This is a genomic window from Actinokineospora lacus (genome assembly GCF_053813445.1).
On record NZ_JBQERA010000013.1, the window covers coordinates 111,662 to 124,921 of the forward strand.

Below are 13,260 nucleotides of genomic sequence, written 5' to 3' on the forward strand. Positions count from 1 at the left end.
GCGGCGGGGCCGTGCGGTTCAAGCTCGGTCCCGCCGCTCCCGCGGACACGGCCTAGAGTTCTTCGACTTTTCTCGGTAGCGGGCGTCCCTTCGGGGGGAACCAGTACTCCCGGGGTTCCTCCGCGTCCGGCCCGACGACGAGGGCGACGACCGGCAGGCCCAGCCGGGTCGCGGTGGTGGCGGCGTCGGTGGCTGTGAGGTTCGGGCCGGACGCCAGGACGGCTTCCCGCGCGGGGGTCAGTCGGACGCCGTCCAGGTCGCTGGGGCGCCCGGCGGTCAGTTCGGCGCGGACGCGGACGGTCTCGGCCGACCAGCGCCGCAGGGACGCGGCTGTCTCCTCGTCCCCGGAGCGGGCCCGCTCCGCGGCGGGTGCGCCGCGGCGGCCCAAGGCGGAGGGGATGTCCGCGCCGCCGACTCGCGCGCCGTCCGGACCGACCACCACGGCGTGGACACGACCGGGCATGACCGCGGCCGACGCCTCCTCACCCCCCGCTGACACGATCTGGCCCGTCCTCGGGTTGACCACCAACACAGTCCCGTCGTGGTTCACCACGTTCCACGCGGCACCGTGCCCGCGGGCGGCCAAGCCGTTCTCGGGGTAGTTGACCAGGATCGCGGCCGCGCCCGGACCGGCGCGGCGGACCGCGGCGACCACCTCGCGCAGCGCCGTGCGGCCCGTGCCCGCGAAACGGAGGCCGTGCGCCAGCATCCGCCTGCCGGGGGAGTCGGGGTCCGTCGGGGTGCCCGCCGCGCGGGGCGTGCCGAACCAGGTGTCGGCGAAGGCCACGGCGGCGTCGCCCTGGTTGACCCGGTGCCGGTTTTTCGGTGCCTGGGGGTTGACCAGGCGCGCGAACCGGTCCGGGTGGGTGAACCGCTGCCCGGGGCGGACGGCGGTGGTGATCGGCACCGCCTGGTCCGGGTCGGGTGCGGCGGGCTTCTCGGTGAACGCCTGCTCCACGGCCGGGGTCAGGTCCGCCCGCCCGCGACGGCCGTCCACCAGCGCGGACGCCGCTGTGCCTGTTGTGGATGACCTGGTCCCGGCGTCGGGACGGCCGTGCCTCATCCGCAGGACGGGCGGTTTCCGTCCCGCCACTGCCATCGGCGGCGGCACATCTTCGCCCGGCGTGCCGAACAGGGCGGCGATCTCGACTGTCGTCCCGTGCCAGACGGTGTGCAGGTCGCCGGGGATCGGGGTCACCGCGACGTCGAGAGCGACCTCGTCGGTCGGGACGCCTTCGGTCCGGGACTGGAAGCGGACCGGGATCGCCGCCGGATCGAACGGCAGGTCGTGCCGCGCCATCCGCTCGGCCTCGGCTCGCAGACCCGCGGTGAAGACCGTCATGAGGGCGTCCACCCGCTCCTGCGACGCGTGTCCCGCCGAGGGGAACGTGACGGTGACCGAGGGCCCCGGGGTGCCGCGCATGGTCCGCCACGCGGCCACCAGGGCCGTGCGCTGGGCCAGTGCCAGCAGCGCGGCGACATCGGATGAGGGCAGGTCGGCGGTCCCCTGGCCGAACCGCACCCGGCTGCCAGGGACCTGGTTGGCCGCCAAGGCCGCCAGGGGGATCGTGGCGTCGGTCCCGCCACCCGGCCGGATCTCGTTGAGCGTCCCGCCGTCGACGACGGAGTAGGTCTGGGTCTCGGGCTGCACGATGAGGTCGGCCGAGGCGCCGACCGACTTCTTCACGGGCTTGTCCGGGTTGTCGGTGTTCCAGCCCTGCTGGATCAGGTAGGCCGATGTGGGGGCGCCCGGACGAGAGGACGCCTGGTCGACGGCGCACATCTCCATCACCAGCGACGGCCCCTCCAGCGGGTGCTCCCTTTGGTAGAGGGCGCTGCCGTAGAAGATCGCGGCGCCCTCCTCGCCGGGCACGTCGACGCGGTCGCCCGCCTCGCCGTCGGGGGCTTTCATGGTCACGCTGTAGCCGTCGCGCGCGCCGTGCGCCCCGATGTACCACCACTTGCCTCCCGCGATCGGGCTGAGCACGGGAATGCTGGTGCTCCGCTCGACGCCGCTGCCGTCCTTCCACGTCGACGTCGTGACCATGTAGTACCGGTTGCTGTTCTTGGTGGCCGCCCACGCGGAGTGGGCGAACACCACCGAGTCGAAGTCCTGGGAGGGCGTGAACTCGCCGAAGACCCCTGTGGCGGCGCTGGTGTACGGGTGGCGGACCACGTCGTCCGCGGTGAGCTTCGGGGGCCCCTGGGTGGCGAAGGCCCCGGTCAGGCTCGCCACCGTGCCGTCGGGCATGGTCCGGAACCACCCCTCGGGCCAGTGCGTGGTGCGGTAGAAGCCCTCGGCCTTGATCCCGTTGGCGATCTCCCGGACGTCGGCGGCGGGCAGGCCGCCCGCGCTGGCCATGGCGACGGCCGACATGCCGTCGGCGGATACGCCGTCGGTGGTCCCGCCGCCGTCGTCGGACGAGTCGCCGCCGGACAAGTCATCGTCATCGGACAACTGGCCGTCAGACATCGAATCGTCGGACATCGGAACGTCGGAAGCGGCGGGGTCGTCGTGGAACATGTAGTCGACGGGGACGAACACCACGGACGGCTCGTGACCGGCCGCGGACGTGGTGGCGTTCCCGCCGTGCTCCGACAGCATGGTCTTGAACGCGCCCTTGGCGCGCAGGGTGGCGACCAACCCCTTCGCGTCCACGAGGTGTGTCCTGCCGTCGTGGTCCTGGACGAGGTACTCGCCGTTCACCCTGCGGACGAAGAAGAAGACCGGCGGGACAGCGGCGTCTTTCCACGGCGTGTCCACGGGCGCTGTCCCGTCGACGGCGATACTGCCCAGGCTCTCCTTGGTGCCTGCCTTCGACCACCGGGCGATGTGGCGCGCGAACGTGTCGTCGCCAGGGGAGCGGAGCACGAACGACCGGGGAAAACCGTCTTCGTCTTCGGCCACTCTGGCGGCGATCCCGCCCGCCTGCCAGCTTTCGATCTTCTCGAAACCGCCGTTCGGGGAACTGCCACTGGAACCCGCTCTCGCCACTGCCTCGGCGGGGCTTTCCGGCCCGGTCTGCAGGTAGACGGGCATGGAGAAGCCCTCTCGCAACTTCTTCGCGAAGTCCATCGCGACCTTGCCCGGCCGCGGTCCGTCGGACGGGGACAGGAAGACGATCGGGCGGCCCGACCTGCCCAGCCCGGCGAGCAGGCGGTGGTCGCGCAGGGCGCGGTAGAACCATTCGCCGTCGACCCCGGCGAAGCCCTCGGGGACGACGATGTAGAACGGTTTGCCGTCGCCCCAGGGGCCGTCCGGTTCCGCGTCGCCACTCAGGCTGTCCGCCAAGGCGTCCAGCTCCGGCCGCGTCCAGCCGGGACGGTCCGTCGGGAACGCCATGATGTCGTCCCCGACGACCGACTCGACCGACCCTGTCGGGAGTGGACGGTGCTCGACAAGCATCCACGAGTACTGGCTGAACACCAGCACACCCTCGGGGCGCATGGCGACGTCGCCGGAGTAGTGGTAGGCCTCCGACGGGCCGAGGCGCTGGTCGAGGGCGGTGATGAGCCTGGTGTTGTGCTTGTTGTCCGCGGGCGGGTTGGCGCCGGTGCGGGTGACGACGATGACGGCGGGTCGCACCGCGCCCGCGGTCGCCGCGGCGAATTCGGGACTGGCGGCGATGTACCCGGCGAGCTGTTCGGGTGTCATCAGGACGGTCCCGTGGCCGCGGGTGGCGACCTCGAACCGCCCGTCCGCGGCCACCCGCAGGAAGAGCCGGACCGGCCGGGTCCCGTCCGCCCCAGGCCCGCGCGCCCACGGCGCCCGGACCTCCGTCTGGGTCTTGGCGTCGGCGGGCGCGCTCACCGGCCCGCTCTCGCGCTGCTCCACCACGCCCTCGGCGTGCGGGGTGATCCAGTGCACGGCATCCGCCGCCCACTGGTCCCCGGTGAGGTCGAACCCGTGGTCGGCGCCCTCGGTGTTGGCGATCCTGGTCCACACGGGGTCGACGACCACCTGCTGCCCGCCGACGGTGACCGCGGGCGCCTCGGCGACCGGCGCGGGCCGGCCGCTGGACAGGGCCGCGGGCTGATCGACAGGCGTGGTCGCGGCGTTGTGCTCGGCGACGAGGACGGCGGCCAGCGCCTCGGCGGTGTGGTCCGCGGGGAGGTGCCCGCTCTCGATCTGGTGCAGGCGGTAGGCGACCAGCTCCACCATCGCCGAGACCACTGTGTCGGCGGCCCCGGCGGACCCGACCGCCGACGACACGATCCGGGCGGCCTGCTGCCGCAACCGCTCCACCGGCGCCTTCCCCTTGCCCCATGCCGCGGGGAACCGGGCGGCGTCATCCATTCTGGACAGCGGCTGGGTCCGGTCGTGCGAATCCGACACCGGCCCCGCCGGGGCGTCCCGACCGGTGGGCCCGGTGTCGATGTCCATCAGGTCGGCGAGGGGCGGGCCCACCGGCAGCGGGGTGTGGGCGCCGTCGACCGCGAGTGCCCAGACCTCGCCGGTCGCGCGCGCGCCGGAGCGCTGCCCGACCCCGGTCGCCGGGTCTAGGGTCTCCAGGGCCCCGGTCTGGGCGTTGACCCAGTGCACGGTGCCGTTGTGGTTCACCAGGTTCCAGGCTTGCGGGCGGCGGCTCTCGCCGATGTGGGTCACGACCGCGGCCGCGCCGTGGCCCGCGTCGAGCAGGTGGCGGGCCAGCGCGCCCATGCCCGCCGGTCCCGCTCCCACGTAGGCGAGCGGATGGCGCGCGGCGCGCCGGGACGGCGGGTCGGTGTCCGCCGGGTGCGGTCTCCCCGCCGCCCGCGGCCTGCCGAACCACGTGTCGTGGAACGCCCACGCCGCGTCCCCGGCGTTGGCGTCGCGGCCCGCGGCTCCGGCGTTCACCGCGTGCACCCATCCTGGTTCGGGTTGGGCGAACCGCAGGTGTCCGCCGTTGGTGGGCAACGCCATCGTCACCCCGAGCGCCGCGTCCGGTCCCGGGTCGCGCGGGGACTCGGTGAACTCGGTCCAGCCCGGCACCGAGAGCCCGGGGACCGTCGGGGCGGGCGGCGCCTGGACCGGCGCCGCACCCTGGGCCTCGGGTCCACGGCGGCCCAACTCCGACGGGATGCCGACCGGGTCGCCGGGCGCGGTGGTCGGGCGCGGCGCCGGGCCCGGGGGCGCGCCCGTGGTGGAACTCCCGGAAAGGGCCTTTCCACGCGTTTGCCCGCCGGGTGCGGGTTGCCCGCCGGGTGCCGACTGGCTCGCGCCCGCCGGACCCGCGCCCGCCGGACCCGCGCCGGTCGTGCCCGCGTCGTCCGCGTCGGGGCTGGCGGGCTCCTTGATCCACTCCCGCAGCCGCGCCCTCGACGGGACCTTGCCCGTCACCGCCATCGGCGGCGGGTCGTCCTCGCCCGGCTGGCCGAACAGGGCGGCGACGTCGTACATGTCGCCGTGCTGGACGGTGTGCGCGTCGGTGTGGACGGGGGTGACGTCGACGGTGATCGCCACCTCGTCGGCGGGGACGTCGGGGGACTGCACCGCCGTGACCGACACGCTGGCGGGGTCGAACGGCAGGCCGTAGCGCGCCAGCTTCGCCGCTTCGCTGAGGAAGACCCGGTGGAACAGCGCGCCGAGGACGGTCTGCCTGGTCTGGGAGACCGGGCCCGCGGGGAAGGTGAGGGTGATGGCGGGCAGGGGGGTGCCCCGCATGGTCCGCCAAGCGGCCGCCTGCGCGGCGAGGGTGACGGTGGCCGCGAACTCCTTGACGTCCGCCAGCGACGTGCCCGCGGGGTCCGGGTTGAACCGCGCCCGCGCGCCGGGGACGGCGTCGGCCGCCAGGTTGCCCAGCCAGATCGGGTGGTCCCGGGGAGCGCCGGGCGGCTTGACCGTGTCCAGCGTGCCGCCCGCGTCGACCTCGTAGGTGTGGCTCTGGTCCCAGACCATGAGGACTTCCGAGGCGCCCGCCGTCTTCGGCACCGGCTTGTCCGAGTGGCGCACGTTCCACATCCCGTGCAGCCGGTCGGCCTGCGAGGGCGTGCCCGCGCCCTTGACCGGCTTGTTGCTCGAGCAGACCTCCAGCAGAAGCGGCGCGGCGGCGCCCGGGTGCGCCTTCCGGTAGGTCTCGCTGGAGAAGGCCTCCACGGCCGACGGGCCGGACAGCTCGACCCGGTCGCCCGCCTTGCCGCCCGGCGCGATCAGGCTCGCTCCCAGACCGCTGGGGTGCCCGTGCGCCCCGGCGTGCCACCGCCGCTCCTCGTGGACCGGGCTGAGGGCGAGGACCTGCTGGACCAGCACCTGGCCGTCGTCGAGCTTCCGCTCGTGCTGCACGACGTAGAACCGGTGGCTGTTGCGGGTGTTGGCCCAACTCGCGTGGGGGAACGACACCGTGTCGAAGTCCTGCGTCGGCAGGTACTCCCCGATCGTTCCGCGCTTCGCGCTCTCGGCCGGGTACCGCAGAACGTCGTCGACGGTGATCCTCGGCGGTTTCAGCGACGGGAACGCCCCCGTGGCGCTCACCAGCGTGCCGCCGGGCACGATCTGGAACCACCCGGACGGCCAGAAGACCGTCCGGTGGTAGCCCGCGCCCTTCACCGCGCTCCTGAGCTTCTCGGCGTCGGCGAAACCGCCCCTGCTGGTCATGACGCCGATGTACGCCGATTCGTCCCCGCCGCCGGGTCCCGCGGAGAGTTCGTAGTCGGACATCTCGTCGTCGGACACCTCACCGTCGGCCGCCGCGCTGTCGTCCGGCGCGTACTCGTCGACGGGGATGAACAGGATGGCCGGTTCGTGGCCGCCGGGCTTGTCCGTCGGGCTGGTGTCGTGGTCGTCGAAGACCTGGTTGAACAGGCCCGCGTCGCGCAGTTCCGCGAACAGTTCGTCCGCGTCGACCGCGTACTCGACCTTGTCGCGGTCCTGAATCAGGTATTTCCCGTCCTTCCTGCGGACGAAGACGAAGACCGGCGGGTTTTCCGTCTCCTTGAAGGGCGTGTCCGCGAGGTGGTGCGCCGAGACGGCGGTGGTGCCCAACTTGGTGGGGTCGGTTGCCGCGGTCCACTGGGGGAGGAAGCGGATGAACTTCTCGTCGCCGGGCGACCGGAGCGCGACGGCACGGGTGATCGAGTCGGAGTCGGACGCCTTGGCGAAGCGGAGCCCGCCGCCCTGCCACCCGGCGACGGCGCGAAATTCGGTGGTCGGGTCCGCCAGGGCCTCCGCCGGGGGCTTCGCACCCACCTGGATGTGGATGGGCATGTGGAAGACCTCGCGCATGTCCTTCACGAAGTCGGCGGCGACCTTGCCCAGCCCCGTTCCGTCGGCCCCGGAAGGCGTCAGCACGACCAGCGGCCTGCTCCCGGACTTGACCTCGTCGAACGCGGGGTGGTTGAAGATCGCGCCGTAGAACCAGGAGCCGTCCACCTCGACGGTCCGGCCGTCGGTCGTGGTGATCCGGACGGTGTGGCCGTCCCCGGGGATGATCACGTACAGCGGCCTCGCGCCACCCGGCAGCCCGGGGTGCGTCGGGCTCGTGTCGAGTGCCGCCGCGAGGTCCGTCAGGGCCTCCTGGGACCACGGCCCGTCACCGGATGGGAACGCGAGGGTCGACCCGGTGGTGACGCGCTCGACTTCGTCGCGGCGCACCCTCCGCTGGAGAATCCCCTCCCAGGTGTCCCCGCGGAACACCAGCACCCCCTCCACGCGCATCCCCACTTCGCCGGAGTAGTGGTAGGCGTCCCATTTGGACCCGTTCCCGCTCAGCGCGTCGATGAGCGCCACGTTCGGCTCGACGTCGGGAGACACGATGCTCGCGGCGTCGTCCGGGGTCGCGGTGGAGGGCGTGCTGTCGACGTCCATGGCGTCGACGCCCGCCGGGCTGGCCGCCGGGGCGGCCGCTGCGGGCTTCGGGGGTTCGCGGGTGATCACGACCAGGGGCGGGCGGACGGGGCCTCCGGTCGCCGCGGCGAAGCCGGGGTGGGCGAGCAGGTAGGCCGCGAGCTGCTCAGCCGTCATCTCGACCGTGCCGTGGCCGGTGGTGGCGACCAGGTAGCGGCCGTCGGGCCCCTTCTCCAGGTAGAGCCGCAGCGGCCGGGTCCGGCCCGGGTCGAGCGCGTCCACCCACGGCGCCTGGACCTCCATCTGGAGGATGTTGTCCTTCTCCGCCGGGGATTTGTCCAGCGATCCCTTGCCGCGTTCCTCGAGCACGCGTTCGGCGAGCGGGGTGATCCACTGGACCCTGTCCCCGACCCACTGGCTTCCGGAGAGGTCGATGGCGTGGAGGTCCCGCGTGGTCGTGCGGATCTCGGTCCACTGGAGTTCGACCCGCGTCTGCTGTCCGTTGACCATGACGGGCGGGGGCTCGGGAGCCTGCGGCGGCCTGGCGGGAGGGGGCGCGGACGATGACGGGCCGCCGTTGCCCGGCACCGGCACGACCAGCGGGATCGAGGGGTCCGTGCCGAGCAGGCCGTGTGCCCGCGGGATTGTCCGGCCGGTCGTGGGGGTGGTGTCGTCCGGCTGGTCCGTGCCGAACGGCACGGGCTTGTTGGTGTCGTCGACCAGCAGCGCCCAGATGTGGCCGAGCGCGCCGGTGTCGGAGCCGGGACTCGTCCCCGTCGTGGGGTCGAGGACGTCCACGGTCCCGGTCTGGGCGTTGACCCAGTAGACGGTGTTGTTGTGGTTGACGACGTTCCAGGCATGGTCGCGTCCGCCGCCGTCGGTGTGGACGACGACCGCGGCCGCGCCGTGCCCGGCTGTGAGCACCTGCCAGGCGACCTCGCCCATGCCCGTCGCGCCCCGGCCCGCGTACCCGAGCGGGTACCGTTCGGCCCGCTCCGACGGCGCGCCCGTCCCCCGAGGGTGGGGTCTGCCCGCGGCTCGCGGCCACTCGAACCAGATGTCGTGGAACGCCCACGCCGAGTCCCCCGCGTTGGCGTTCCCGCTACGGTCGTTGACGGCGTTCACCGCGCCCAGCCACGCCGGGTCGGGCTGGGGGAACCGCAACCGCCCCCCGTTGGGCGGGAGCGCCATGACCACGGCGGCCCCGGCGGACGCCCCGGGGGTGTGCGAGGTCTCGGTGAACGCGGTCGTCCCCGGAACCGTGAGGCCGGGCACCGCGCGGACGGCGGGTGGAAGCAGGGACATCCGCACCTCGCCCAGGCCCACGGCCGCCGCCGTCACGTCCACTTCCGCGTAGGTCTCCGGGTCGAGGAACACGACGCCTTCCCGACCCCGCACCCGCACCGCGATCCACTCGCGCGGCTCACCGCCCATCCCGCGTCCGGTCACCAGCACCCGCGCTCCGAACCCCCGTCCGGCCACGTGCCGGGCGACTGCCAGCAGACCGGTGAGGCCGTGGCCCGTCACCTGCGCCTGCTGCGATGTGGCCGCGGGCGGGGCTCCCGCGGAGTCCGTGACGTACCCGGCCGGGAAGGTCCTTGTGGACGGTCCTCCCGGGACCGTCGTGCCGAGGGAGATGTGGCGGCCGGTCGGGTCGAAGGCGATGGTGTGCAGGCGCTCCCACCCCGCCGCCCGGCTCAGGAAGTCCGGCTCGGCGGGGTTCGGCACCGCGGGGACGTCGTCGGGGGTGACCTCCGCGGCGAGACCGTTCTGGGCGTCGACGAGCAGGACGACGCCGTCGTGGTTGACGAGGTTGGCCGTGTGGGCGCCGTCGGGGTCGCCCGGCGTGACACCGGTGACCAGCGCCGAGGCCCCGTGGCCCGCGGCGCCCAGCCGGGTGATCAGGGCGGCCAGACCGGTGCGGCCGTCGCCGATGAGTTCCCAGTCGTGGCCCAGCGTCTCGGCGGCCTTCGTGAGCTGGCCCGTCGGGTTGCGCCGGGTGGGCGTGCCGGACCTGGGCACGGCCCGCCCCGCGACCCGGGGCTTGCCCAGGGCGTAGGTCTGGTGCACGGCGAGGGCGACGTCGACGCAGTTGGTGTCGCGGCCCGGCTGCCCGGGGGCGCCGTTGACTTTGTCGTGCCAGGCCCGGGGGTCGGTGAAGCGCTTGCCCTGGGGGACACGGGCCAGGAGGGCGCCGGTTTCTGGCCCGGTGGGCGGCAGCAACCGTTCCGGCTCCGGGGCGGAGGTCCGCTCGCCGCCGTCCGGGGTCCCGTTCTCCGGGTCGTCCGGCCGTGGGCGCTTCGCGCCACGTCGGGCGCCTGCCCCGGTCCGTGGCGCGGCAGGACCGCGGACACCGCTGGAGGCGCCTGCCTGTGCTTGCGCGGTCGCCTGGCGGGTGGTGTCCAGGCTCGGGGACGGGGTGGTTGGCGAGGTCGTGGCGGTGGCGGTGGGGACCGTCGACGGGATTCCGCCCTTGGCGGCGGTTGAGGCGGTGGACTGGCTCGTGGCGGTGGATGAGGGCGTGGTGGATGAGGACGCGGCGGAGGGGGACGCGGTGGAGGGGGACGCGACGGTGTTCGGGGTGGAGGTGGCCGTGGACGCGCTGGCGGCGACGGTCGCGGACGTGGGGGGTGACGTGGAGGAGGCCGAAGTGGACGAGGGGGACGTCGCTGTGGAGGTTGCTGTGGAGGGGGCAGGTGTCGTGGGGGTGGTTGCCTGGGGGGTGGATGGGGTCGGTGTGGGGTGAGAAGTGGTGGTGAGGGCTGTCTGGAACGGTGGCTGCGTCGGGGTGGTGGCGGGTTTGGTGGCGGCGGGTGCCGCCGTGGGGGTGGGGTTTTCCGCGGTTTGGCCGGTGTCCTGCCGGTGTGGCGAGGTCGTTCCGGGGTCGGACTGGGTGTGCTGGACGGGGGTGTGCTGGATTGGGGTGGTGTGTGTCGGGGTGGCGGGGTCCGCGGTGGTCGAGGGTCGGCTGGTGTGGGACTCCCCGCCGCGGGGTGTGGCGGGGTTCTTCGGGTGTCCGGTGGGCGAGGGGTCCGCGACGGTGTTTTTCGGCTGTGCGATGGGCTGGGCGAAGACCGGGACCGCGGTCGACTCGTGTCCGACGGGCATGGTGACGTCGTGTTCCCCTGGAAGTGTGGCGGTCTGGCTGTCCACGGGGAGATTGTTGTCCACAATAGACGAAGACGGGTCGGTCTCGGTGTAGCCGGGCGGGTTCTCGCCTGGGCGGATCGGGGGGACCGCGGGTGGCAGGTGGGGCCCTGGGATGGTTTCGGTGTAGGCGGGTGGGCGGTCGTCGGTGTAGGCCGGGGGCCGGTCGGACAGGGGGGAGCGGGGGAACTTCCCGAGGAGGTGGAAGCCGAAGGCGGTGCCGCCGATGCCCGCCAGACCGGAGACGGCCCCGGAGGTGAAGGAGTACGGGTTGACCGTCCACTCGCCGGTGGTGATGCCCTGGTACAGGGTCTCCGCCGCGGTCTCCTGGACGCCCTCGACGGTGGTGTCCACGACGGCGTCGACCACCTTCTTGTGCCACGCGGCCGGGCCGAGTGCGGTGTCGAGGACCGAGGTGATCGACTTGGTGGCCTGCCTGCCCGCAGCCATGATCGGGGCGGCGATGACCGCGCCGGTCAGACCCACGCCGATGGCGTTGACGGTGTACTGGGTGTTCCAGGAGTCGCGGTCGCCCCGGATGAACTGGATCGACTGGGCCAGCGCGTCGACGCCGACCTGGAAGACGACGCCGAAAGCCGCGGCCTGGGCGAAGTTGGCCAGCAGGCGGCCGAGGAGGCTGTCGAGAATGGTGCGGACGGCGGCGACGCGCCCGGCGAGCCAGGCCATGGTGGCGCCCCCGGAGAAGTACGCCATCGCCGTCGCCCACGCGATCTCGGCGGCGAGGGTGACCAGCGTGATCACCGAGACCAGCTTGACGTACTCCACGTCCAGCGCGAGGTTGCGCAGGAACACGGCTAGGGCGAGGAAGCGCTCCTCGGCGGCGGCCATGTGCCCGTTGTCCACGAACGGCGCGACCCGGTCGGCGAACGCCGTCTCCGCCTCGCCGTCGAACCCTTCCCGCACCGCCGTCACGAGCTTCCGCAGGGCGCCGTGCAGACCGCCGATCGAGGTTCCCGCCTCCTCCCACGCGGCGGCCAGCGCCCGGAGGTGGTCCTCGTTCGCGTCGGGCCACTCCTCGCCGGTGAGGATCTGGAACAGGGTCCTGACATCGTCAGGGATCATCATGGCCATGGCGGGCTACCCGGCCGCCGAGCGGATCGCGACGACCTCGTCCTCACCCATGCGGGCCGTGTCGATGAGGAAGTCCGCCTCGAGGCGGATGCCCGCCAGAGCGCCCGGGTTGAGCAGCAGGCCGACCCTGTCGGCGAAGACGTCCGCCAGGTCCCCGAGGTCGGCGGGGTGCCAGTGGGCCAGGCCGGTCCGGTCCTGGTGGACGCGGGCGGTCGCGGCCACCACGCACGGGACCCCGTTGGGAGCGCCGGTCACCAGCAGGTGTCCCTCGGGATGGACCGCGACCTCGAAGACGGTCTCCCGCAGCAGTGGCCGCAGTTGACCGGGTTCTGCCTCGCCCCGCTGGATCAGGCGCAGCACCGCGTCGATGGGGTCGCTTGGGCTGTCGGTGCCGGGCTCGTGGGCGGGGTTGGCGCGGAACTTGCCTGGGACCCCGTCGCGCAGGGGCCATCCGCCCACCACCCGCTCCGGTGGTGGAGAGTCGGTGTCAGAGCCGGGGAGCCATGCGGGGTCGACCAGGACGTGCCAGGTCTGTGGAGAACCGTCCTCGGTGTCCACAGTGTCCCCGACACCTGAGGTGTCCATGGTGTCCACGGTGCTCCTTCCCGGAATTTCTTACGTCACGTACACGGTGGGTGGGCCGGACGGGTTCATGTCAGTGAAGTCGCCTGGACACCGTGGAGCGGGATGGCGGAAGCGCCCGCTACCCCGCTCCACGTTTGTGCCAGTCGCCGGAGAACTGCCGGGTTGGGCGGCCTCGCCGGTTGACGAGCCCCCCTGTGTCCGGTGCGCTCAGCGCGCGTGGCAGAGGGCGACCTGGCTGGCGGAGAGCTGCTCGAACCCGCCCCGGGGAGTGCCGTTGCTGGTCCACCCGCGGCCGCAGGGGTGCACGTTCGCCGGGAAGCTCTGCCAGGAGGTGAGGGAGGCCTGCCTGCCGTCGTAGGACGACACCCGCAGTCGCATGGTGGTGCCGGGGACGACCTGGGAGCGCCAGCACGAGCCGGGCGTCACGATCCACGAGGAGAACCCGCTGGCGAACTGGATGGAGGCCGTGGCCTTGATGTGGCTGTCGACGCACAGCCCGACGTACTGGGTCCTGGCCGTGGCCGCGGAGGCGGTGCCGCCCGCGGTCACGAGCAGACCCGCGACCGCCGCGACACCGGCCGTCGTCGCGAAGATGCGCTTGCCCCAAGTGCTGACTCGGTTCATCTCGATGTCCTCTCTGGTGGTTCGTGGTCCGACAACCCGAGCACGGCCGG

The 13,260-nt window shown here is 73.2% G+C and carries 3 protein-coding genes; all 3 read right to left on the reverse strand.

Features of this window, described 5'->3' with window-relative positions; translation table 11 throughout:
• Positions 1-52: 52 nt before the first annotated feature.
• On the reverse strand, positions 53-11,992 hold the full coding sequence (locus tag ACTG9Q_RS27465) for a toxin glutamine deamidase domain-containing protein (RefSeq protein ID WP_455575811.1): 11,940 nt from the start codon (positions 11,990-11,992) through the stop codon (positions 53-55).
• Positions 11,993-12,007: 15 nt separating this feature from the next.
• On the reverse strand, positions 12,008-12,586 hold the full coding sequence (locus ACTG9Q_RS27470; RefSeq protein ID WP_455575890.1) for a type VII secretion system-associated protein: 579 nt from the start codon (positions 12,584-12,586) through the stop codon (positions 12,008-12,010).
• A 207-nt stretch (positions 12,587-12,793) separates the two neighbouring features.
• Positions 12,794-13,210 (reverse strand): hypothetical protein, encoded by a 417-nt coding sequence (locus ACTG9Q_RS27475; protein WP_455575812.1) that lies wholly within the window; start codon positions 13,208-13,210, stop codon positions 12,794-12,796.
• Positions 13,211-13,260: the final 50 nt, after the last annotated feature.

Excerpts from the sequence above, each read along its gene's own strand:
- ACTG9Q_RS27465 (WP_455575811.1), bottom strand. The coding sequence starts at position 11,992 with ATGATCCCTGACGATGTCAGGACCCTGTTCCAGATCCTCACCGGCGAG.
- ACTG9Q_RS27470 (WP_455575890.1), bottom strand. The coding sequence starts at position 12,586 with ATGGACACCTCAGGTGTCGGGGACACTGTGGACACCGAGGACGGTTCT.
- ACTG9Q_RS27475 (WP_455575812.1), bottom strand. The coding sequence starts at position 13,210 with ATGAACCGAGTCAGCACTTGGGGCAAGCGCATCTTCGCGACGACGGCC.